The 23,395-nt window shown below is 56.6% G+C and carries 23 protein-coding genes and 1 riboswitch; of the genes, 11 read left to right on the forward strand and 12 right to left on the reverse strand.

Features of this window, described 5'->3' with window-relative positions; translation table 11 throughout:
- The first annotated feature begins 7 nt into the window (after nt 1–7).
- From DHN55_RS01670 to DHN55_RS01685, 4 genes are read left to right on the forward strand one after another with little or no spacing between them, the layout of a single operon-like run.
- The gene (locus DHN55_RS01670; RefSeq protein ID WP_337659796.1) at nt 8–631 is read left to right on the forward strand and encodes an HAD family hydrolase; all 624 of its coding nucleotides are present in this window, start codon (nt 8–10) and stop codon (nt 629–631) included.
- A complete protein-coding gene (locus tag DHN55_RS01675; RefSeq protein WP_108879674.1) occupies nt 628–2,001 on the forward strand; it encodes an MATE family efflux transporter in 1,374 nt (457 codons plus the stop codon). Before DHN55_RS01670 ends, DHN55_RS01675 begins: the two co-directional genes overlap by 4 nt.
- The gene (locus DHN55_RS01680; protein ID WP_337659797.1) at nt 1,998–2,669 is read left to right on the forward strand and encodes a DUF937 domain-containing protein; all 672 of its coding nucleotides are present in this window, start codon (nt 1,998–2,000) and stop codon (nt 2,667–2,669) included. Before DHN55_RS01675 ends, DHN55_RS01680 begins: the two co-directional genes overlap by 4 nt.
- Before the next feature lie 48 nt (nt 2,670–2,717).
- Complete coding sequence (locus tag DHN55_RS01685; RefSeq protein ID WP_108879676.1) at nt 2,718–3,569, forward strand: DUF937 domain-containing protein; 852 nt, start codon at nt 2,718–2,720, stop codon at nt 3,567–3,569.
- Nucleotides 3,570–3,577: 8 nt separating this feature from the next.
- Here DHN55_RS01685 and DHN55_RS01690 read toward each other — a convergent pair whose 3' ends face one another.
- A complete protein-coding gene (locus tag DHN55_RS01690) occupies nt 3,578–3,826 on the reverse strand; it encodes a DUF1127 domain-containing protein (protein ID WP_108879677.1) in 249 nt (82 codons plus the stop codon).
- A 173-nt stretch (nt 3,827–3,999) separates the two neighbouring features.
- Between DHN55_RS01690 and DHN55_RS01695 the strand changes: the two genes are divergently transcribed.
- The 4 genes from DHN55_RS01695 (at nt 4,000) to DHN55_RS01710 (ending at nt 7,902) form a co-directional block, all read left to right on the forward strand.
- Nucleotides 4,000–4,875: a LysR substrate-binding domain-containing protein gene (locus DHN55_RS01695; protein WP_108879678.1), complete on the forward strand. Its 876-nt coding sequence runs from the start codon at nt 4,000–4,002 to the stop codon at nt 4,873–4,875.
- Between the two features lie 379 nt (nt 4,876–5,254).
- Nucleotides 5,255–5,848, forward strand: a complete 594-nt coding sequence (locus tag DHN55_RS01700; protein ID WP_337659798.1) for a hypothetical protein — start codon at nt 5,255–5,257, stop codon at nt 5,846–5,848.
- A 216-nt stretch (nt 5,849–6,064) separates the two neighbouring features.
- Nucleotides 6,065–6,281, forward strand: a riboswitch (cobalamin riboswitch).
- A gap of 106 nt (nt 6,282–6,387) precedes the next feature.
- A complete protein-coding gene (locus DHN55_RS01705; RefSeq protein WP_108879680.1) occupies nt 6,388–6,690 on the forward strand; it encodes a hypothetical protein in 303 nt (100 codons plus the stop codon).
- A 246-nt stretch (nt 6,691–6,936) separates the two neighbouring features.
- Nucleotides 6,937–7,902: a DnaJ domain-containing protein gene (locus DHN55_RS01710; protein ID WP_108879681.1), complete on the forward strand. Its 966-nt coding sequence runs from the start codon at nt 6,937–6,939 to the stop codon at nt 7,900–7,902.
- 30 nt (nt 7,903–7,932) lie between these two features.
- Here DHN55_RS01710 and DHN55_RS01715 read toward each other — a convergent pair whose 3' ends face one another.
- A complete protein-coding gene (locus tag DHN55_RS01715; RefSeq protein ID WP_108879682.1) occupies nt 7,933–9,567 on the reverse strand; it encodes a diguanylate cyclase in 1,635 nt (544 codons plus the stop codon).
- Nucleotides 9,568–9,830: 263 nt separating this feature from the next.
- Nucleotides 9,831–10,697, reverse strand: coding sequence for a LysR family transcriptional regulator (locus DHN55_RS01720; protein WP_108879683.1), 867 nt, complete (start codon nt 10,695–10,697; stop codon nt 9,831–9,833).
- Nucleotides 10,698–10,876: 179 nt separating this feature from the next.
- Here DHN55_RS01720 and DHN55_RS01725 point away from each other — a divergent pair, with 179 nt between their 5' ends.
- From DHN55_RS01725 to aqpZ, 3 genes are all read left to right on the forward strand, one after another.
- Complete coding sequence (locus tag DHN55_RS01725) at nt 10,877–11,218, forward strand: DUF2853 family protein (RefSeq protein WP_108879684.1); 342 nt, start codon at nt 10,877–10,879, stop codon at nt 11,216–11,218.
- Nucleotides 11,219–11,234: 16 nt separating this feature from the next.
- Nucleotides 11,235–11,645, forward strand: a complete 411-nt coding sequence (mscL, locus tag DHN55_RS01730; protein WP_108879685.1) for a large conductance mechanosensitive channel protein MscL — start codon at nt 11,235–11,237, stop codon at nt 11,643–11,645.
- Nucleotides 11,646–11,840: 195 nt separating this feature from the next.
- Nucleotides 11,841–12,527, forward strand: a complete 687-nt coding sequence (gene aqpZ / locus DHN55_RS01735; RefSeq protein WP_108879686.1) for an aquaporin Z — start codon at nt 11,841–11,843, stop codon at nt 12,525–12,527.
- A 130-nt stretch (nt 12,528–12,657) separates the two neighbouring features.
- Here aqpZ and DHN55_RS01740 read toward each other — a convergent pair whose 3' ends face one another.
- From DHN55_RS01740 to DHN55_RS01785, 9 genes are all read right to left on the reverse strand, one after another.
- On the reverse strand, nt 12,658–12,981 hold the full coding sequence (locus DHN55_RS01740) for a low molecular weight protein tyrosine phosphatase family protein (RefSeq protein ID WP_108881646.1): 324 nt from the start codon (nt 12,979–12,981) through the stop codon (nt 12,658–12,660).
- Between the two features lie 103 nt (nt 12,982–13,084).
- Nucleotides 13,085–13,975: a cobaltochelatase CobT-related protein gene (locus DHN55_RS01745; protein ID WP_108879687.1), complete on the reverse strand. Its 891-nt coding sequence runs from the start codon at nt 13,973–13,975 to the stop codon at nt 13,085–13,087.
- A gap of 18 nt (nt 13,976–13,993) precedes the next feature.
- Nucleotides 13,994–15,082, reverse strand: coding sequence for a Rid family hydrolase (locus DHN55_RS01750; RefSeq protein ID WP_108879688.1), 1,089 nt, complete (start codon nt 15,080–15,082; stop codon nt 13,994–13,996).
- 111 nt (nt 15,083–15,193) lie between these two features.
- Nucleotides 15,194–17,590, reverse strand: coding sequence for an FAD-dependent oxidoreductase (locus tag DHN55_RS01755; RefSeq protein WP_108879689.1), 2,397 nt, complete (start codon nt 17,588–17,590; stop codon nt 15,194–15,196).
- Between the two features lie 103 nt (nt 17,591–17,693).
- The gene (locus tag DHN55_RS01760) at nt 17,694–18,545 is read right to left on the reverse strand and encodes a nitrilase-related carbon-nitrogen hydrolase (protein ID WP_108879690.1); all 852 of its coding nucleotides are present in this window, start codon (nt 18,543–18,545) and stop codon (nt 17,694–17,696) included.
- A complete protein-coding gene (locus DHN55_RS01765; RefSeq protein WP_337659799.1) occupies nt 18,542–19,438 on the reverse strand; it encodes a MurR/RpiR family transcriptional regulator in 897 nt (298 codons plus the stop codon). Before DHN55_RS01765 ends, DHN55_RS01760 begins: the two co-directional genes overlap by 4 nt.
- A gap of 154 nt (nt 19,439–19,592) precedes the next feature.
- Nucleotides 19,593–20,678, reverse strand: coding sequence for an ABC transporter substrate-binding protein (locus DHN55_RS01770; RefSeq protein WP_337659800.1), 1,086 nt, complete (start codon nt 20,676–20,678; stop codon nt 19,593–19,595).
- A 474-nt stretch (nt 20,679–21,152) separates the two neighbouring features.
- On the reverse strand, nt 21,153–22,109 hold the full coding sequence (locus tag DHN55_RS01780; RefSeq protein ID WP_108879693.1) for an NAD(P)-binding domain-containing protein: 957 nt from the start codon (nt 22,107–22,109) through the stop codon (nt 21,153–21,155).
- 32 nt (nt 22,110–22,141) lie between these two features.
- A complete protein-coding gene (locus tag DHN55_RS01785; protein ID WP_108879694.1) occupies nt 22,142–23,365 on the reverse strand; it encodes an enolase C-terminal domain-like protein in 1,224 nt (407 codons plus the stop codon).
- Nucleotides 23,366–23,395: the final 30 nt, after the last annotated feature.

A 23,395-nucleotide genomic window follows, 5' to 3' on the forward strand; every position in this document is an offset into this window, starting at 1 on the left:
GACAACAATGACGTTCACCACCATCATATTTGATTTTGATGGCGTCCTGTCCGCCTACGACCGTCCGGCAAGGCTTGATGCCCTGTCCGGCATCGCCGGCCTGGACAGGGCAACCATCCTGGACCGGATCTGGGGCTCCGGCTTCGAAGATGCCGCAGACAGCGGCGAATGCGCGGATGATGCTGCGTACCTCAGCGCGTTCAATGACCACCTCGGTTACCGGCTCAGCCGTGATGAATGGATTGCCAGCCGCGCCGCCGCCATGCAGCACTGGCCGGATATGCATGACCTGGCCACCAGGCTGTCAAAACACTACAAGCTGGCAATGCTGACCAATAACGGCCCGCTGACCAAAGCCGCATTTGCTGAGCTTGCGCCTGAAACTGCAGACCTGTTCGGCGACAGGGCGTTCTTTTCATGCGACTTCGGCACCAAGAAACCGGATGGCAAAGTCTTTGAACAGGTTGCAACCCGGCTCGGCAGCGCTTGCGAAGACTGCATTTTCATTGACGACAAGCAACGCCATTGCGACGGCGCGGCCAGGACCGGCATGACCGGTATCCTGTTCAACGGCATCGGCGATCTGGAAAACCGCTTGACGCATCTTGGAATCCTGAAGGTTTCCGGATGAGCGCTCCTTCCAACGGCACACGCATAGGCGCACGCTTTGTAACCGGCTCCACCATGCGGCATGTGGTTGTCATGACGGCAACCAGCGCCGTCGGCCTGATGGCCATGTTCCTGGTTGACCTGGCCGACCTGTGGTTTCTGACGCTGCTGAACCAGATTGAGATCACCGCCGCAATCGGATTTGCGGGTACTATCGTGTTCTCGAACCTGTCGGTCGGGCTTGGCCTGGCAATTGCCGCAGGTGCGCTGGTAGCGCAGGCCATGGGGCGCGGTGACGAAGACCAGGCGCGCGAAACCGCATCCGCTGCGTTGTGCCTGAGCCTGTTCACCGGGCTCGCCGTTGCCATAGCAATTGTGGTGTTTGCCCGGCCCATGCTGTCTGTTTTGGGGGCATCCGGGGAAGCGCTTGAACTGGCGCGGTCCTATCTCCTGACCATCGCACCCGGCTTCCTGCTGCTGGCGGGTGCGATTACCGTCAGCTTCGTGCTGCGCGCTATCGGCGACCCCAGGCGGGCCATGTACGTCACGCTGGTCACGGCCATTGCAAATGCCGTGCTGGACCCGATTTTCATTTTCTGGATGGAGTTCGGGATCAGGGGCGCAGCGCTGGCCACCGTGTTCGCCAACCTGGCTTCGTTTGCCGTCGGACTGTATGCGCTGCACCGCCACCACCAGTTCGTTGTGCGGCCCCGGATTGCCTCCATCAGGCAAAACCTGCGTCCGATCATGCGCATTGCCCTGCCCGCAATCGCCACCCAGCTCGCCACCCCGTTTGCAATTGCCTACATGACCCGCATCACAGCCACCTTCGGCAATGACGCAGTTGCCGCGGTTGCCGTCATTAACCGGCTGGTGCCGGTGGCGTTCGGGGTCATCTTCTCGCTGTCAGGCGCGGTCGGGCCGATCATCGGGCAGAATTACGGTGCCGGCAAACTTGATCGCGTCAGCCAGACGCTCAAGGATGCGATGGTGTTTTCAACGTTTTATACCGTCGGCGTCAGCATTGTCCTGCTCGCCGTTGCCGGGCAAATGCCGGCCTGGTTCAGCGCCACTCCTGCGGCCGCGGAACTGATCACGTTCTACTACAGCTTCATTGCCATAACCTGGGCCTTTGCCGGCGCACAGTTCGTGGCACAAGCCGCGTTCAACAATCTCGACCGGCCAAAATGGTCGATGTGGTTCAACTGGGGCAAGGCTACCGTCGGCACCATTCCGCTGTTGCACCTTGGCGCGGCGTGGGGTGGTGCAACAGGCGTGCTCGTCGGGATGGGCGCGGTCAATATCGTGTTCGGGCTGGCTGCCACCGTCACTGCCTTCATGCTGGTGCGGACAATGGCCGTGCGGGCCCCTATTACAGGAGACGCCACATGAGCGACCAGGCCACCGAGTTGATCGATATCATTCTGGCTGCAAACGACGGCAAGACAGCCGGCGCCCTGGCGCTGGCCGGCAATTACAGCATCGATACAGCAGAAAAGGCATTGAAAACCCATGTCCGCGAGATCGGCTCGAAAATGGCCGTCAAGGCGCGCGATCCGGAAGAGCTGGAACTCCTGCTGGACGTGATCGAAGCCGGCGAGCATGATGACTACCTGACCAACCCGGACGCACTGCTGTCGCGCGAAGCGGTCGAAGAAGGCGAGGAGATTCTCGCCCATGTCTATGGTTCGCTGGAACGGGCGCGCACCGTCGCACGCTCCTTACGCAAGCCGCACGGCATTACCGAAGAAAAGATGGAGCGTATGATGACGCTGGCGGCCACCTTGTGTGTCGCAGCGCTGGTCAAACGCGGTCAGCAAACCTACCTGGCGGCTGATACCGGCGGTATCACGTCGACATTCATGTCAGAGCTTGTCAAAGCCATCATCAAGGGCATCACCCATGTGCCGGCCAAACGCAGGCGGCGGCGCAGCCGTGCCACCTATGCAAAATCCTACAAGAACTCACGCAAGCGCCGCAAACAGCGCAGCCGCTCGCGCCGCAAGAAAACACCTGATCTGGGTGATGTATTCGGGGAATTGCTGAAACGCGCAATATGACTAAACTAGCCTTCGGATGAGGGAGCTTTATCAAAGTGAGTAGATGCCATGAATATCGTTGAGATGATTGCCCGGTCCCATAATGGGCAGGGGCTGGATGTGTTGGGCCAGCAGTTCGGGCTGTCGCGCGAGCAGACACTGGCTGCCGTCGCCGAGCTCGCTCCCATGGTAACGTCCGGGGTGCGCCGCAATACGCGGGAACCCGATGGCATGGTATCCTTGTTCGAAGCGCTGTCCGGCGGCGGGCACGAGCGCTACCTGGATGACGATTCAGCGGTTCAGTACGACAGCGTGAAAAACGACGGCAATGCCATTCTCGGTCATCTGTTCGGGCGCAAGGAAGTCAGCCGCGAGGTCGCCATGCAGGCAGCCGGTACCACTGGCATTGGCGGCGCCATCCTGAAGAAAATGCTACCGGTGATTGCGTCCATGGTCATGGGCGCCATTTTCAAGCGCATGACCGGCGGCGCACCGGCTCCAAGCCCGCGTGGCGGATCAGGCGGCGGGCAAGGCGGCGGCCTTGGTGATATTATCGGTGACATTCTCGGCGGCGGCCAGAAGCGGCAACCGCGGGGCGGTCAGGGTGGTGGTCTGGGTGATATTCTCGGTGACATCCTGGGTGGCGGATCAGGCCAGCAGCGCTCGCCGGCGCCGCAACCGCAACAGCGCGCACCCGCACCGGGCGGTGGCCTTGATGATCTGCTGCGCGACATTCTCGGCGGCGGCATGGGTGGCGGTGGCCGGAGCCGCAGCACAAGACAGCGCCCGACCTATAATGACGATGCCATCGGCCGCGGCCGCACTACGCTGGATGACATTCTCGGCGGCGATACCCGAACCGGGTCAGGCAACGCCGCCGATGATTTGTTGGACTCGGTCAATCGCCGGCTTGGTTACTGATACCGGGTTCAATTGCGGCGATGCTTTCTGCGGCGGCGGAAAGCTGCGTCTTCCAGTTCCAGCGCAGCATTGACTGTCAGCGGCAGGTGTGAAGCCCAGATGACTTCGTCACGCCGCACACCGATGTCGGTCAGCATCCGGTCATCAAGGTCATACAAGGCGCGAACCTTTGAACGCGCGCGCCAGTTGCGCAACAGCGCGGCCAGGGAAAACCCGGTTGCAGCCGGGCGAGTTTGCTGGATGGTGCAATCAGTCATGGCAATAGTCTCCTGTTGGCGGAAAACCGGTTTTCCGGCCTTCCGCAGTGGGCCGCCGGAACCCGGCGGGATTTGCTTGTCGTTTTGACTGCCTCACAATATGCGCCTTGACTAAACATCAATCCAACGAATAGTATTTATGACAATCATCAACAATATTGATAGAACTCCAAATGCTGCCCAACCTGGATGTCGACCTGCTCAAAACCTTCGCCGTACTGGCGGAAACCGGCAATTTCACCCGCACCGCAGAAGCGGTTGGCCGCACCCAGTCAGCTGTTTCCATGCAGGTCAAACGCCTGGAAGACCTGGTTGGGAAGCCATTGATTGCGCGGGTCGGACGGTCCAATTCGCTGACGTCGGACGGCCAGATGATGCTGGATTACGCGCGCCGGATGATCCAGCTGAACGATGAGGCGATGACGGTTTTCACCAAGCCGGAGATATCCGGTCATGTGCGTTTCGGCACGCCGGACGATTACGCGGACCGCATCCTGCCGGACGTGATGGCGCGGTTTGCCCGTACCAACCCGAAAGTCCAGGTCGACGTCGAATGCCAGGCCAGCCGCACCATGGTCGACATGGTGAAGTCAGGCGATCTCGACCTGGCCATGATCACCTGTGAGTGCGACATCGCCAATGCACAGGTGATCCGCTCGGAACGGCTTTTGTGGGTGACGTCCGCGCGCCATTCGGTACATCGCAGTGATACATTGCCGGTGGCCCTGTCCCAGTTCGATTGTGCCTGGCGGCAGATGGCGCTGGACGGGCTTGAGGTGATCGGGCGGCCTTATCGGCTCGCTTACACCAGTTCCAATTCAGTGGCCATCACCTCTGCCGTCGCGGCCGGACTGGCCATTGCGGCCATCCCTGAAATCTGCATGCGCCCGGGCATGCGGGTATTGAGCGAAACCGATGGTTTTCCACCGTTGGGAATATTCGACATCGGACTGATCAGGTCATCGAAGACCAATGCCGCCATCGACAGCCTGGCCTGCCACATCGCCGATGCCATGTGCCAGCTGACACCTGCGATGGCAGCGGAGTGACTATTCCCTGACGGCGGGCGTTGCGGCAGTCAAGCGCAACTCAGCAAATATGGACTGCGCGGAAAGCGGCGACTGAATGTCGGCTTAGCAGACAAAGCTGCCGTTCAAATCAACCGAACGAAAGCCCGCTTCTGACCCAATGCAGACATCTGACAATGCTTCGTAGCCGAGCTGATTTACATTCAACCCTTCGGCTGAAAGCAGTGTCAGCACAATATTGCTTTCGTCATGGCACTTCATTATACTTAAGGCCTAGACCCAATTACAGAAAGAGGCGAGATAGCCGCTCGGTTGCTCAACTAAAAAGTCGGCGATTTGGTTGAGTACCTCAAAACGACCTAGGACCTATTTTCTCTAATTGTACCGGAACCCGCGGATCATGAGTGAAACAAATTTCAAGCTTGATGTAATGCCCTTTATCATTGCGACAGCGGGAGAGTTCTTGGCGCTTCACTACTGGCTGACATATCAGGATCTCGGCTATTTTATTCTTGCGAACATCATTCTCTGGGCGGGCTTCCTGACCGAGCGCATCGCTGTCATTACTTGGATTCAAAGAGTGTACAGGCCAAAGGAAGGTGTCGCGTCCGAAACCACATCCGTTGCCAAAAAAGCCGTCGGCCTGGTCATCGTTACTTTGACCGAAATTGTCATATGGATTGTCTGGTTATGGTTGGCGGACGAGGTGGACTTCTGGTTGGCTGGTGCAGTTCTCATGGTGCTCATGCTTGCTGAGCACAGCATGGAAATGGCCCTGCTCAAAAGGGACAGTTTTTGGAAATATGTCGTCGATGTCAGAACGATTTTCTTTACCCTGATGGAAGTTGCAGGGGGCATAGGTTGGTTGTATCTGGTGCGCGAAGGTGAGCCGATTTGGGGTGCTATTGTTCTCATCCTGGGGCTATCGATCGAGCATATTCTGCAGGGTCGACAGCTAAGACCTGAACCATCGCAGAGGATGGCCGCTGCCTAAAACCCGCCGACGGTGCTGGAGATCATGGGCGGCCTTATCGGCTCGCTTACACCAGTTCCAGTTCAGTGGCCATCACCTCTGCCGTCGCGGCCGGGCTGGCCTGCCACATCGCCGACGCCATGTGCCAGCTGACACCTGCGATGGCAGCGGAGTGACTATTCCCTGACGGCGGGCGTTGACACTTTCCATCGGCCGATTGACAAATCGGACCCCTCATATTTAATGAATGTTGATGGTTCCCGAACCGCTCCGGCGGCACGGGATTTAAAGGGAATACGGTGCGGCTGGTGAAAACCCGTCAAATCCGTGACTGCCCCCGCAACTGTAGGCGGTGAGCCGACCCGAGTTACACCACTGGGCCCGATTGCCCGGGAAGGTTCGGAAAAGGCTGAGACCCGCAAGTCAGGAGACCTGCCATCGCAATTCAACTCAACCCGGGCGGGGTGCCCCGGCAAGGAGCATTGTGATGACAGACCGGCACTGCCGAGACACCATGGAATGCCTGCGCCAGACGACCCGTCCACTGCGCGGAGGGCGCCATGGTACTAAACCGGCTTCTAGACAGACTTCAGCTGCACCACACCGGGCATGACAGGGCCAACGAGTTCGGCCAACTCGGTTTCATGGAATGGCTCGGCTCGCTGCCTGCTGACAGCGATTACTATCACCAGGCGATGACGGCGTATCAAAAGGCGCTACCGCTCAGGTTAACAGCTCCGGCGATTGGAGTTTTCTGCGACCTTTTGATTGCGTCCACACGGATGCCGCCGCAGCCACTGGACTTGTCGCTGCCCAGCCCGCACCGCAGAGGCGGTGCCAGGGGACGGCGAATGCTGCACTGAAAGATGCCGGGCACTGTTGGCAAGTCCGTTTCGAGGGACTCCAGCGGCCAAAGGGGCAGTTAACAATGCAAGATTGGGGCCGTGATCGATAAAGCCACATTGTGGTCAATATATTCATCTTCACTTAGGCTAAGGGGGGAGGCGTGATGCGGCTTCCACTAACTTGGGATGGCTCCTGAAGGGTTCTTTCTCACACACGTGCCAAACGCATGCGTGAGTTGAAGGGCAGTTGTGGGTTGTGTAAAAATGCAGTGTGATCCGAGTAAGGACTACTTCGCGGTACTTGGGCTGTCGTCTCAGGCGCCTCCGGAAGTGGTAAAGGCGGCCCATCGGGCATTGGCCAAGAAATTCCATCCGGACCTGCATTCAGGCGAGGACACCGAGGCCGAGAAAAGATTTCAGGAGATACAAGAGGCTTACGAAGTCCTTCGCGATGAGGACAAACTCAAGCAATACCTGGCTTTGCGTGCGCAAATCAAACTGCAGATGCAGCAGCAACAGGCAGCACCGGCGCGGCCCCATATCCGCCCGAGGGTCTATCTGAAGCTGGACGACCGGTGGGATCATCTGGTTCGCAGGTATCCCGAACTCAGCCAGCACTATGCAAAATTCTGCTTCCTCTCCCACAAGCTCGGCAGACAATACAAGCTTATCATTCTGGGCAATCAGAATCCTGCCCGTTTCAAACGGGTTGCAGCCAAGCTGGAGCGGCAGTTCTACAGGCGGCACTTCTCCTATCACAGAAACCTTCAGACGCTGGCCAGGAAACTGGCTGCCAGTCACAGGCGGCACGCGGTGCGCATGCTGCAGACGGAGATAAAAGGCAGGCGGTTTGTGTCAAAACGCAGCAGGTCGGAGATAGTGTGGCGCTATGAATCGAGATACTTGCAGGATGAGGCACCGGTTAAAGCTGCCAACAGGTCATCTCTGCGAACCCGCGTGCAACGTGGCACCGCCCACCGGCATTATCCGGGACAGCAGCGTACCACGCTCAAGTCGACCCACAACCGTCCGATTGCCTGGTTGTGCATGGGCATGGCAGTGGCACTCGGCGCGCTCATTGTCGTTGGCCCGCTGCTGGCGCCATCCGAGATCAGTATGAACCAGCAGGCTCAGGCCAAGGTCCAGGTCCAGGGTCTCGGCCGGTCCAATTGCATCATTACGACGCCGCTGGCCGCTTCTGCTGCACAACTCAATAAAAACGTCTGTTAGTCCGTTAGATCCGGCAGGCACAGCAGCAGATCAGGAGGACCGGCCGGCTGCATCGGCAGGGTCTGCCCGGCAGACACGGTTTCTTCCGGTGTCCTTGGCGCGGTAGAGCGCCATGTCGGCGGCCCGCAACAACTCTTGCGGAACATATCCAAATTCGGACGTTCCCGCGACGCCACACGATACCGTCACCTGCGGCAGCACACCTTCACCATAACGGATTGAAAGGCCCGAAATGGCGGCGCGAATTGCTTCGGCGCGATCCTCCGCGGCTTGTGTGTTGGTGTCCGCCAACAGGACAGCGAATTCCTCGCCGCCAAAGCGGGCCACGGTATCGGTCGGCCTGACTGCCTCCAGCAAGGCTTCCGAAATTGCGCACAACACCACGTCGCCCGCATTGTGACCGTGCACATCGTTAAATGTCTTGAAGTTGTCCGCATCAAGCGCGATCAGTCCGACAGACTTCTGAGCCGAGCCGGATTTCTTCATGGCATGGTGCATCTGGTTCATGAAGTGGCGGCGGTTGTACAACCCGGTCAGGGGATCGCGGATCGACTGCTGTTCAAGCTCATCGCGCAGTTTTGCGTTTGCAACGGCCAGGCTGATGTGCTCGGCGCACTGCAGAGCGAATGACAATACCCTGTCATCCAGGCATTGCTGCTCGGAACAGCCCAGTTTCGGAAACCTGATGTGCAGCAGTCCCACGGTTTCGCCGTGGGCCAGTATCGGAATGCATACATAGGGCGGTATCTGCTCGCCATCCGCTTCCGACTTGGCCGCATGGGCACACGGAATATTGGACAGGCCTTCGCCGTAGCGCATCATCCGCCCGCGCCGCAGGGCCCAGCAGTCATCCGGCTGGATGTGCTTGTTCAGGCGGCCGTCGCGGTTCCACTGGCAGGCCCCGTCCAGGACATCGCGGGAGTTGGAATAAATGTACAGCTCGCCCTCGCTTGACGGGAACATTTGCGGCATCAGGCGCTCGACGACAACAAACAGTTCCTGAACGGTTTTGCAGCTTTGCAGCCACTCTCCCAGTTCGGACAGTTGCCGGGCCTGCAGCTTGCGGGATCGTTCCGATTTAAGGGAGGTTTCCGCGCGTTCGGTAGCCTCTTCGGCCACGTTCCTGGCCCTGTCCAGTTCGGCTTCGCGTTGCTTGAGCTCGGTAATGTCCAGGGCAATGCCGGCGCTGCCACCTGATGACAGTCGGTACTTCATTATCCGGAAGTCCCCGCTGCCGTGATAACTGCGCTCCACAGGCGCACCATCGGCGTATTTTTGCGCTTCGACCCGTTCTGAGACCGCAGCCTCAAGCTCATCAGAAGACACCTTGCCGGCAAGTTCCCTGCGTACCAGGTCGGCATAGAAAAGGTCTATTCCCTTGTCGCTGGCCTGAAGCCGCAGTTCAGCCAGCCCCGGATGCAGGCGTTCATAGGCAGGATTTGCGGCAATGAGGCGGTCACGTTCGTCATAGACGCAATAGGCCATCGGGCTTTTGTCGAGGGCTTCGCGGAGAATCCGGTATTCCGACACCAGTCGCTTCAGCGCTGATCGGTCAGATAACAGACTTTGAATCTGAGTATCATCCCTGTCCTGATCTGACGGCTTCAGGTCAATTGAACTTCTCAGATCATCAACCATGGCGCGCAGGTGATTTGTATCAGTCACAGGTCACAACCTCCGGGATTAGAGGTCGTGATTAACATAAATATACTACCAAGAACTTAGCCAAGTGCCGAAATATACTAACAAAACTTAACTTCCGGCCATTTTTATTGAGAGAAAACTGCCCTTTATCCACTTGTTACAAAACATGATTCAAGCTCGTCCGGCGGTTTATCAAATTACTCTTTCTTTTCGCGCTTTCGGAAAACTGATCTGCGATCTTGTTAAAATGAACCGATGGAAAACACCGACAGATCACCCTGTATTCAGTGTTCAATCTCTATCCATGGGGCATTCTTGGCCGAGTGGCGTAGGCTACTCAGTGCTTCGTCGCGCAACTCGGTGCGCGCTTTCTCGGTCCAGACTGCGTAAGCGGGAAATGGAAACGACGGGCTGTCCTTGACGACATGCAGCTGTCCACGCGCAACATAGTCATCAGCTATTCGGTAGGGCAGGAAAGTTGATTTCCTGCGTTCCATCAGAAATTTCGGTGCCGACGCCCCGACCTGCATCATCAGCTGAGGTGGCTTGGCTTCGGGAAACCAGCGACTATGGGCCATGGCAAACTCTGGTCCCCAGTTTGTGTAGATATAGTCATCACTCAGAACGTCGCCCTTGCCCTCTTCACTTGAAACCAGAATGAGACGATCGTCCATGATGTGTTCGACCCTAAAGCCCTGGCGAATTTCCGGATTGTACATCACGGCAATATCAAGCACGCCGCGCAGCAGCATGTTTGACATGCTTTGCGGTGTACCGATCTGGAAGTTGAATGCCGTTGTTGGAAGCGCCTTGCTGAGTTCACCAAGCCACCTGCTGGAAAGCTCGGGCCACAAGGTATCTTCACAGGCAAGAGACAAACTACCGTCAAGGCCGTCGCGCAGGGAAATCTGATACAACGCCTCATCCCATAGCTGCAGTGATGATCTTGCATAAGGCTCAAACTTTGCGCCGTCGGGCGTAAGGACCACGCCGCTCTTTGATCGCTCAAACAGCTTCTGGCCCAGGGTATCTTCCAGCTTTTGAATCCGAACACTGATGGCGGACTGCGTCACGAACATGCGATCGGCTGCTCCAACAAAGCTTTCGGATGCGAGGACGTTCAGGAATGTCTTGATCAGTACAATGTCCATGGTTGATTTCTATCTATAAATTATTTTCATATAAACAATAGATATTATTCGTTTTTAGAATTTATACAATACTGTACATAAGCTGCCTGTGAGCGATTGATTGTGCGTGCCGGAGAGTGTTGAGCGAACCCGTGCCGATTAATTGACACCTACCAGACAAACATGCAGAGGGGATTCCCATGAGCAAGCGAGACGACCTGATCGCCAAATATGCAAGCGACCTGAAAGACAAATGCGGCATGACGCCAGACATGAACCTTCTCACCAAGGTCACAGTCGGTTGTGGCCCTTCGATCTACAATGCCGATGCATCAACCGTATCGGGTTCGGACCAATCGGAGCTCGAGACCGTCAAGAACAGCTTCCTGATCAAGAAGCTCGGATTGCCGAACGGATCAGATCTTGATCAGGCACTGGCCTTTGTCATGGACACCTATGGCAGGTCAAACCGGAACAAGTACCGGGCGGTTGTGTACTACATGCTCACCAAACACTTCGGCAAAGAAGCCGTATACAAATAGCCGGAGGGAACTTTCCATGTTCAACGAATTCAAAGCATTTGCCTTCAAGGGCAATGTCCTGGACCTGGCTATCGGCGTGATCATAGCAGGTGCCTTCGGTCTTATAGTCAGTTCCCTGGTTGGCGACATCATCATGCCGATTGTCGGCGCCATATTCGGTGGTCTTGACTTCTCGAACATGTTTGCGCCGCTGGCCAGCAGTGTCACTGCAACAACGCTTGACGCAGCCAAGGAACAGGGAGCTGTCCTGGCATACGGCAACTTCATCACTGCAGTGGTCAACTTCCTGATAATTGCCTTCATCCTCTTCTTGATCGTGCGTGCAGCAAACAGCATGAAGCAGAAAGAGGAAGAGGCAGCGCCATCAGCTCCGGCCGCCGACATACAGTTGCTTACTGAAATCCGTGACGTACTGAAGAAAAAGTAAGCCCGCGTCCAGGGACAGGAACTGCGGGGACCTGACCGATCAGGCCTGGACCCCGCATTTCCTGCGCACGCCGGAAGCAGAGACGGATTACACCTCGCCCGGGTGGAAGGGGGCAGAACAACACCTCCCTCAACCGCACCTCACAATCATGCCGAGGTTAGATTGAACCTGCCAGAATCAGGATTGGAACAACAAATGAATAAGCAAATTGCAGAGTTTTTCGGGACGTTCACATTAGTCCTCTTTGGTTGCGGTTCGGCTGTCATCGCCGGGGCCGATATCGGATTGACCGGTATCAGCTTTGCATTCGGGCTGGCATTGATCGGAATGGCCTATGGAATTGGCCCCGTATCCGGCTGCCATATCAACCCGGCCGTTTCGCTTGGCATGGTGGCTGCTGGCCGCATGACAATGCCGGCCGCCATCAAATACATCATTGCCCAAGTTGCCGGCGCTATCGCTGCGGCACTGGTTTTGCTGATCATTGCGACAGGCAAGGCCGACTACAGCGTTGCAGCGAACGGCCTGGGTCAAAACGGTTGGGGAGAAGGCTATCTGGGCGAATACTCCATGTTGGCAGCCTTCTTGTTTGAAGTCGTCGCCACGTTCCTGTTCATGGTTGTCATTCTCGGCGCGACGGGCGCAGGTGCCCCAGCGGCAGTGGCCGGCATAGCGATAGGCCTTGCGCTTGTTGCGATCCACCTGGTCGGCATCAATGTCACAGGCGTTTCTGTCAACCCTGCTCGCTCAATCGGACCTGCGCTTTTTGCCGGCCCGGCGGCCCTTGGGCAGCTTTGGCTGTTTATCGTTGCACCGACAATCGGCGCTCTCGCCGCCGGCATGGTCTTCAGGACAGGGCTGCTCAACGCACCTGAGCATTAATGCCATAGGACTATCAGTTTTCGTCCATGCAGCGGGTGCCTTAGGCACCTGCTGCATTGGGTTGTCTGGATCACATCATCCGACAGTCGCAATCATACAAGTGCATCTGCGTCCGGAAACTGCTCACACTCTATCGCAGAAACGAGCCAGCTTTGCTTTCAAGCAGGCGGACGAGCGTGGGGTCCATGAACCCGTAGTCGTCCGGGATATCAAGACAGATCACGCGCTGGCCATTCAGATAACGGCGGTATTTCCCGCTCAACTTGGCCCGGTGTGCCTTTTCCATGACGAAAATGACATCGGCCCATTCCAGCTGCTCCGACGATAAAACCACACTGGCATCGTTGGACAGGCCCGCTGAGTCAGTTTCAACTCCCGGCCAGGAGGCAAAGACATGCTCCGCGGTCGGAGACCTCAATTTGTTGGCCGAACAAATAAACAGGACATTTCTCATTTCACACTTCACCGGGCCCACTGACTTGTTTTCCAAAGATGCCTCGTCTGGATTTGACTTGCACCCCGACACCTGGACGCTGACCGAGACGAACAAGGTTCCGTCAGCTTTCATCAATCATCAGGTTGGCAACAAATTCCGGCAAGTCACCGGTCAGCATGCCCGCCGGCGCAATCTTGATACTGTTTGAATATAAACCAAAATAATCGTCATCCAAACTGATCGCAGCGATGCTGAAACCGGTTTCATTGGAAGTTTGCGAAATGACGGCCTTCAGATGGTCGGTCAGAATGTCAGGATGATTGTGCATCAAGGTGGAATCGTCGACTGGTGCACCATCGGACAGCACGATGATTATCTTACGAGGCTCGGCTCGTCGCCTCAAACGTTCGGCAGCCCACAAAACTGCTTCACCATCCACATTTTCTTTCAACAGAGCAGGCCTGAGAACATTTCGGATGCTCCACGGCACTCCCGGCTTTGTGTCATCAGCAGAACGGTAAACAATATGCAACAAGTCGCACAATCTTCCAGGATTTCTGGGACGTAATCGCCGCTTCCAGAGTTTACGCGATCTCCCGCCGTGCCACGACTGGGTTGTGAAACCCAAAATTTCATAGGCAATCCCCAGACTGCTCCAGAAATCCGCAACCACCTCGGAAATGGCGCAAGCCATTACCGCGCGTTGACCACGTAAAGATCCGGAATGATCGATGAGAAGACAGGCAACAGTGTTCGACAACGCCTTTTCGGACATGCAAGTTTTGATCCGGCTTACCTCCCTGTTGGCAGCCAGTGTTGCCTTTCCGCAAATTTCAGCAGCGGCATTGTCGTATTCATCCGCGTAAGCGCCCCAGCTCTTCAGGTCTCCGGTACCTACTATCTCGTCGATTTGATCTGCCGGTATCTCGAGATCAAACTTCGTCGAATAAGGCTTGTAGGCAACTTCGTCGGCCTTCGACGATTGTGTCCGTGATTTAAAGAGTCCAAACATTCACACAGTAAGGGGCCGTCAACTCGATAACGCAACCACGTTGACGGCCATCCGGCACTTCCCGTTGCCCAGGCCTGCAACCGGCAGACCGGTGGAAGCCGGGCCGGGGCTTGCGTAGAAGCCGTGCCGCACTTTCATATTGCCATGGAGTTCTTGTTCGGTTGCACCGCCGGTATAGTGAGCCGTCAGCTTGACTACATCGGCGAAGCTCATGCCCGAAGCGCGCAGGCCTGTATCAAGTCCCTGCATGATCATCGAGGTCTGCCCGACCAGATCGAGGTTCGACTGTGCACACGTGCCACTGCCCCAGACCATGCGTCCGGACTTCTTCAATGTCAGGCGCACCCCGTCGTCGGTTTTTACGTCTGTGAGAACGGCAACGGGTTGCCTGGCGAAGGACAGTGCGGCCGCAATGACCGGAACCGCCGGATCGGACGGCCGGACCAATGCATCGGGGTTTGCCGTCAACTGACGGCGCTGTGCATTGCGCGCGGCCTCGCGGGCATCATTGTCGCTACCGGAGACCGTCCACAAATCACCCAGCAAATGCCGGTGATCCAGGCCATGCCGCGCCAGTGCCCCGGCAATGCGATCAACCGCACCCGCTGATGTGCCCTCAGCCAGCGATGCGCTGGCATGGACCCAGACCTGATCACCGGCATCCGCCATTTCCAGCCGGACGCCATCTGCCTCGAAAGGAGCGTGCACCTTAAGGTTATCGGCAGCGAAGACATCTACCTCGATCAGCATGCCGTCGTAGTAAAAGTGTGGCACCGGGATCGGCACGACGAGCGGGCCATGGTCAAATCGCGTAGCGATCACAGCCAGCATATCGCTGGCCTCGCGTTCGGTTTCGGCAGCAAAATAGACGTGCAGCTTGCCGACGGATGATGGCGAGAAGCCTGCCCTTTCCATGACATTTTCGATCATGTCGCAAACAAAGCCTGCCTGGGCCAACAAATCGCCGGACGCATGGACGGCGCCCTGATCCGTCAGCGGGCACTGCCCGCAGGTCCAACCCAGCCCGCCGTCGCGCACTGCTGTTGACACCGGCACCTCGACCCGCATGGCAAACACGTCAAACGGTACATGGGAACGCTCAGCCACGGGAGTTTCCACCCTCCCGGCAGCACAACCTCACAGACCCAATCTTCCGGCTCGTCGTCCACCAGATCATCCGGGAAACTGCCAGCCAGAACCAACAAGCCAGTGGGAACTTCATTTCTGCGGCCTCATTCGCGACCCGTCGGGGTCGAACAGCGGGCCGAGCGTGACCGTTGCATCAAAAAACTCGCGTGCGATATCCACCTGCACCCGGTCCCCGTCTGCAAGAGGGAGCTTGGCGTGCCCCAGCGCCACTGGCCTGCCAACCCTGTGGCCGAACGCGCAGGACGTGGTCTGGCCCATGATTTGTCCGTCCAGATAAACCGGTTCATGCCCCAGTGGCACAGCGGCCTCATCATCAAGCATCAGGGAGAATACCTGCTTCACAGCGCCGTCCGCACGGCGTTGCTGCATCGCATCGGACCCGATGAAGCCGCCAGCCTTGCGCACAGCGAAATCCAGTCCCGCCTCGATTGGCCCGGTATCGCTGTCCAGTTCGTGTCCCATCGCGCAAAATCCCTTTTCGATCCGCATGGAGGTTTGCGCGAACATGCCGGCAAGCTGTGCGCCCGCGGCGGTCAGCGCGCCATAAACCGGGGCCGCGTTTTCGGCCAGGCAGGTAATCTCCCACCCCGCCTCGCCGACATAGGACATCCGGGCCGCACGTACGCGGTTACCTGCGATTTGAGCCGGGCCAACCAGGAAATACCCCAGATCGTTGAGTTCCGGCGCACCGCAATCCGCCACGATCTGCGACGAGTCGGGGCCCATCAGGCCGAGAACCGCGTATTTCGTCGTGCTGTTTTCAATCCTCACATCAAAGCCCCGGGAAGCGCGGGAAAACCAAGCCAGGTCACGCCTGACGGCATTGGTGCCGACAAACAGCCGGTAGTGGTCTGCCGCAATCCTGTGTGCGGTAATGTCACTTTCAAATGTACCGCGCTCGTTCAACACCGCGGAGTAGATCACGGAGCCCGGCGCGCGACCCATATGGCCGGCACAGGTCTTCAGCAGAAAGGCCTCGGCATCCGGGCCAGTCACATCGATCTTGCCGAAGGACGAGGAATCGAAAATTGCAGCGGCATTGTGCGCAGACCAGACTTCTGCCGCGACATTCTCGAACCAGTCAGGCCGGTCAAAGCGCAGTTCAGGTTCTGCCGACTTGCCGAAGTAAAGCGGACGCTCCCAGCCGTAGAACTGTCCCATGTGCGCGTGCGCTTGGCGGTATGCAGGCTCGAGAGGAAGTGCCTGCAGGTTTCGCGCGGTCCTGAGCTGCTTACCCGGATAAGCGATTTCGTAGTGCGTACCAAGAATTTCCGGCGCCCGCGCCAAAAGATGATCAAGGCTGTTGAAGACGGGCGCGAACCGTTTCGCGTCTGCTTCGGACAGGTCATAGGCGGTATGGCCGTGCACGATGCAATGAGCCAGGTTCATGCCCGCTCCACCACCGGATGCCAAGCCAACCGAATTCATTCCACAGCCCAGAAAGAGGCCGCGCGTCTCGGCAGTTTCTCCCAGCATGAACATACCATCCGGCGTGAAACTCTCCGGCCCGTTCAGAAGCATTTTGACTTCCGCTGTTTCAAGCGCAGGCAAACGATGAAGCGCGTTCACCATCATGGGCTCGAAGTGGTCCCAATCCTCCGCCAGAAGCGAGAATTCAAAATTCTCGTCCAGAACGCCGGGCTTTATTGGCTTGCCCATCGGCTCGAAACATCCAACCAGAAGACCGCCGGAGTCGTCACGAATATAAAGATGACCATCATGGTCAGATAGCGTTGGTGTGTTGCCGACAATCCCTTCAATCGGCTTGGTCAGCAGATAGAAATGTTCACACGCGAGAGCCGGCACTTCGGCGCCCGCCATGGCGCCTGCTTCGCGGGACCATAAGCCGGTACACAAGGCGATACGATCGCACATGATCGTACCGCGGGAGGTTTCCACACCCTTGATCTGGTTATTTTCAACCAGGATGCCGGTTACGCCGGTGTTCTCGAAGATTTTTGCGCCCTGCCCTTTGGCCGCCTTGACAAGTGCTGCGCATACGTCACTGGGCGAAACCCGGCCGTCATCCGGTGACCAGACTGCACCCAGAACATCCTCAGCATTCATCAGAGGCCAGCGTTCCCTGGCCTCATCCGCTGAAACCGAACAGGCCTCAATCCCGTAAGCATGGGCAAGTGCTTCCTGTCTCTTGATGTGGGTCAGCCGGCCTGGTGTAGTGGCGATCGAAAGGCTGCCTTTCTGAATCCATCCCACACTCTGGCCGGTCTCCTGCTCCAACTGTGAATACAGGTCCACTGAATACTGAATCATCCGTGTCAGGTTTCGCGAATGCCTGAGTGCGCGCACCTGCGCGGCTGAATGCCAGGTCGTGCCGCCTGTCAGCTTGTTGCGCTCAAGCAGGATCGCGTCACCTACACCCATTTTGGCGAGATGGTACAGCGTCGAGCATCCCATGATGCCACCGCCGATAACGACGACTGAAGCGTGAGAAGGAAGGTCAGACATATCAATTATCCCGGTGATTTTTCGATTTCCCGCTCAATGACGAGATCGGTTTCCCGGCTCAATGGCACGGCATGACAGGCAATGAGAGATGCACGTGTGGCATTTAATCGGCAAACCCTTTTCCCGATTGTTCAATTTGTTCCCGGCGATCCTTCAGGAACGGGTAGAGTTCGCGGACGCGGACAAGTTCGGACCGGTCGATGGTTAGGGTTGTAAACTGCTGGTCACTTTCGGAAAAATGTGTCGGCTCAAGGGACTCATCTATCCAGGGCGGGCAAAACAATGATCTTCCATAATCGGCACCAGCCCGGTTCAGGCTGACAAAAAAGACCTGATTTTCCAACGCCCGCGTGTGCACAAAACTGTGCCAACTGTGGAAAGAAGGGTCTCGTGAATAGGCACTGGAGTGCAGTATCACATCGACTCCGTGATCGATCGCAAGTGTGCGGCATACCTCGGGAAACCGGATGTCTGCACATATGATCGGAGCAATTCGGAAGCCATTAACACTGAAGCGGAAAAACTCTGCGCCGGGCGTGAAGAATTCTTTCTCCATAGAGGCACCAAACTGAGCCAGATAAATCTTGTCGTAGTAACCGACCAGTTCTCCGTCAGGCCCCGCAACCGCCAGTGTGATGAGATATTGGCCATCGCCATCGCGACGCGCAAAGCTGAATGCCACATGACATCTGTGGGCCAAGCTGATCTCGCGCCAGTGCTGAAAGGACGCGCCACGAACGGTTTCCGACAATACGTCGAGCCGCTCAAATGCTTCACGCGAATAGTCGATACTGCACAGTTCCGGTAACACAACGAGGTCGACGCGCTTGTGCTTAAGCTCTGCAGATACTCGCTCACATACCCGCCCAAGGTGTTGATCGCGATCTGCTGCGGTTCGAGTTACGGGCACATCAATCTGGCAGGCCAGAATTGTCAATTGCTCGGGCAAGCTCATGTTTGTCTGCCCCCTTTACCCGTATCCCAATACTCGCCCATTCGTTGCCGATCAGCCTCAATTTGTCTAATTCGTTTGACCGCATCGGGGCCCGCACGGGTGGTCATGAAGCCCACAAGCAACTCCAGGATTGCCGTGACGCCAACATAAGACTCGAAGAATAACGGACTGTCACAGGACGTTAACAATATATCCGTGGAGTAAGCAGCAAGCGGTGAAATCCGGCTATCGGTGATTCCGACAACATAGACCCCACGCTGATACGCAAGTTCGGCAACTTCAATAGTTGTTCGAGCACAGGGCTGAATTGCCAAACAGAGCAACGCATCTTGTTCATTCAAATCAACGAGATCATCGGCAATGATACCACCACGTCTGCCCAGCAGCTTGAATTTCGGAACCGCCATGCCGCCCACATAGTGAAAGTAGTCAATCAACGGCGACGAAGCCTGCATGCCGGAGATATAGATTTGATCGCGCTCCAACAGACGTTCAGCGACACTTGCAACGAGGCGTACGTCCACCTGGGAATATGCCGCCTCGACATTTTTCAATGCCGACTGTTTGAATGAAGACCAAACGCCCTCATCGCCTGAAATTTTTCCTGATGATTGCAAACGGTCTGCACGTTCAGGATAGCGATCCGATGTTTTCAGATGGACTTGCCTACGATATACATCACGCAAATCATTGTATTTTTCGTATCCGACAACTTTTGCCAATCTGGCATAGTTTGAAAGTGTTACTCCGGAAGCTGTAGAGATCTTCCGCATTGACTGCGTAGCAATCTCGCCTGGATTTTCAAGCAAGAACGCAGCGGCTTTCCTTAATTGGGGCGGCAATTTTGGACTGATACGGGTAAGTTTGTCCTGAACTTGCTCAAACTCAGTCAAGTAAACGTTCCTCTTGAAAATGGGGCAAAAAAATTTGCCCATCTTCCAGCAGAATTTGCTGATATGCACTCATAGTCTATCATGCAGGGAAACTGAAGCAGCCGGCGGACGGCGCACCGGAACCGGCGCGCCGCACATTCTCAGCTCCCGCTGCTCACTTCGTTGCCAGCCATGCACTGAATTGCTCGTTCAACTGGTCTCCATAGTCAGACCAGAAAGCCGCACTGGAACGCAGTCCCCTGGCAAAATTGTCTTTCGCAGTCGGCAAATGTGGTTTCATTTTCTCAGAAACCAGATTTACACCCGAAGCCCGCGAAGGTCCGTAGGAAATGTAGTTGGTCAAATCGGCCAGCCGCTCCGGTGCTGTAGCAAACCTGATAAACTCGAGAGCCCGGTCGCGATTGGGTGAACCTTTGGGTACAACAAACGCACCATAGTCCCAAACCTGACCGTCCCAGACAATCTGGAAAGGCTGTCCCTCTTTCACGATGGCGTTGAAAAGCCGGCCATTGTAGGCAGATGTAATCGCGACTTCCCCGTCAGCAAGCATTTGTGGCGGCTGAGCACCAGCCTCCCACCAGATGGTATCTTTCTTAATTCTATCCAGCACTTTAAAGGCACGCTCGACACCTTCCGGTGTTGCCAAGACTTCATAGACATTTTCGCGGGCAACTCCATCAGCCATAATTGCCCATTCCAGATTGGCCTTAGGGCTCTTTCTCAGGCCCCGTTTGCCCGGAAATTTCTTCGTATCGAACAAATCGGCGATGGACTGTGGGCCACCATTCGGGAACTTGTTTTTGTCGTATGCATAAACATTTGCCCAAACATAGTTTGCAACACCGCACTCATGGACAGCTGACGCAAAAAAGTCCTTCTCAGGCGAGCTTCCGTCAGCGCCGGGAGCCAGATCACTTGTCTTGATTTTTTCCAACAAACCTTCAGCACAACCGAGTTCAGCGTCGGTCATCTCCGCATCCATCACATCCCATGTGACATTGCCCGATTCAACCTGCGCCTTCACTTCTGCCAAACCACCGCTGTAGACCTGGGCATTAATCTTCACCCCTGTCTTCCTGGTGAACGGTTTTTCGAAAGCCTCATTCTCGGCCTTGCTAAGCGCACCACCCCATCCAACAACCGTCAGGCTTTCTGCAGATGCGCCACCCGCCGTCAACAGGGCAATGCCGGCCGATACTGCAAACATTGCAAACTGCCTCCTGATTGATCCGACTTTCATTTCTGACTCCCTTTTTTTGACGAGAATGCCTTGCATTCAATTGTGATTTACCGGGCGTTTTTGCGCCACTATCAAGCCGACCCAATCGATGGCCCGCACCACAATCATATCTAAAACACACAAATGTTCAATATTTTTTATATTGCAATTCAAATGTTCAATTTCGTTTCAACGTTCCACTTCGCGCATCGGTTGGGAATTGACCTGGTAAACTCCCGGTCGGTGAACCCGAAATTTGTGACAAATCACGACAGCGCGGAAAAAAAATTTGGCTCGCTGGCTCGACCAAGCAGAACTTGCGTCACCGCCCGGTCACCCGTCCATACGAATATGAAAATTGCACACGCAACTGTCTTGTTCGGCACCAACCATCTGTGACGAACATGGCGCGGATTGAACGCCTTTTGACCGCGCATTGCGCCGTTTAAGACGGGCCAGGCAGTAGTCTCAGGAACACTTACCTGCGAGCACCCTCTACCGCCCCGGCGGCACCACCTCATAGCCTTTTTCTTCCGGCTCATCGTCGATCAGATCATCCGGGAAGCCGTCGGCCAGCACAGACAGGCCGGTTGCGTCTTCCAGGCGCTTGATGATTTCGTCGGAATTGGCGCGCCGGCCATAGCGGTTCTGGCCATCCTTCATGATGTCGATGATCATCGGCGAGAGTTCCAGCGGCACATTGTTGCGCTCCGCGATAGTCTGGAACAGGCCGATATCCTTCAACACAAGGTCAATGGTGAAGTTCACATCGCGCGACCCGTTCAGGATCAGCTGGCTCTCGGTTTCGTGCACAAACGAGGTACCGGATGAAATCTTCATGGCCTCATAGGTGGTGGCCAGGTCCATGCCGGCCGCCTTCATGGTCACCAGCGCCTCGCAGCAAGTGAGCAGGTTTGCCGTAGCCAGGTAATTGGTCATGACCTTCAGCGTGGAAGCAGACCCCAGCGGCCCGGTGTGCAGCACCCTGCGGCCCAGAACGGTGGTGAGCGGCAGGATTTTCTCGAAGGTGTCGCGCTCGCAGCCCGCAAAGATGGAAATATTGCCGGTGTCGGCGCGATGGCAGCCGCCTGACACCGGGCAGTCCACCGGCTCCGCGCCCTTGGCCTTGACCTTCGCGCCCAGGCGTTTGACCTCAGCTTCGTCGGTGGTCGACATCTCCATCCAGATCTTGCCGGGCGACAGGCCGTCCAGAATGCCGTCCTCGCCCTCCATGACGTCGGCACAGGCCGCCGGTGACGGCAGACAGGTGATGATCACATCACACATTTCAGCCATTTGCTTCGGGCTGTCGGCCCAACCCGCACCCCGGTCAATGAACTTCTGTGCCGCATCGCGATCCAGGTCGCGCACAACCGTGTCGATACCATTGCGAATGAGGCTGCCCGCCAGCTTGCCGCCGACATTGCCCAGTCCGATAAACCCGACCTTCATGGCCGTTCTCCCATTGTTGCTTGTCATTGAAATCAGTCGTTCCAGGCCGCGTGGTTTTCGCTCGGTGCGATGTGCAGCCCGTCATCAGTGGCGTAAGGGTTGGCCAGCGCCACCTCCTCGTTCAGTTCCACGCCGAGACCCGGCTCTTTCGGCGGAATGACAAAGCCGTCTTCAAACTGCATCGGCTTGACCAGAATATCCGAATGGAACCCGCCCCATTGCTCTATGCTTTCAAGGATGAGGAAGTTCGGCGAACAGGCCGAAATCTGCACATTTGCCGCTCCTTCAATCGGCCCGCAATACAGATGCGGCGCGATCTGTGCATAGTGGGCTTCCGCCATGCCGGCAATCTTCTTGGCTTCCAGCAGGCCACCGACCCGGCCCAGCGCCATCTGCAGGATCGATGCTGCGCCCAACTCCAGCACACGGGCAAATTCATACTTGGTGGTCAGGCGTTCGCCGGTGGCAATCGGCACCTTTGTCGAACGGGCAATTTTCGCCATCTCTTCCGGCATTTCGGGCGGGCACGGTTCTTCAAACCACAACGGATCGAACGGTTCCAGCCGGCGCGCCATGCGGATTGCACCTGAGGTGGTGAACTGACCATGGGTGCCGAACAGCAGATCGGCCCTGTTGCCCACGGCTTCCCGGATTTTCCGGCAGAAGCGCTCGGAAATATCCATGCGCTCCAGGCTCGGCATGTGCGGGTCAAACGCCGTGTACGGCCCTGCGGGATCAAATTTTACCGCGGTGAACCCCTGATTGACGTAGTGCAGCGCACGTTCTGCCGCGACGTCTGCATTGTTGTACACATCATTGCTGGGGTCGGTATATGCATAGGCGTCTATGTCGGCGTCTGCATACAGATATGTGTAAGAACGCAGCCGCTCATGTACACAGCCTCCCAACAGGTCATACACAGGCTTATCCACAGCCTTTCCACAGATGTCCCACATGGCCATTTCGATGCCGGACATGACACCCATCAGCGAAATGTCGGGGCGGCCTGAATAGCCTCGCGTGTACGCCCGGCGCCAGAAGGTCTCGATGTGAAACGGGTCGTTGCCCTCGACATTACGCTGGAACACGTCCTCGATCATGGCGACCACCACGTCGGGCGCAAAACTGGCGGTATAAACCTCGCCAACGCCCTCAATACCGTTGTCGGTTACGAGCTTGAGGAAAATGAAATAGCGCCCGCCGCGGCGCGGTGGCGGATTGCCGACGATGAAGGTTTTCAGGCCGGTGATTTTCATCAGGTGCGCTCCAGGACACAGTCTTGCAGG

Origin of the sequence: Anderseniella sp. Alg231-50 (assembly GCF_900149695.1) — a bacterium.
In the GTDB taxonomy this organism is placed as follows: Bacteria; Pseudomonadota; Alphaproteobacteria; order Rhizobiales; family Aestuariivirgaceae; genus Anderseniella.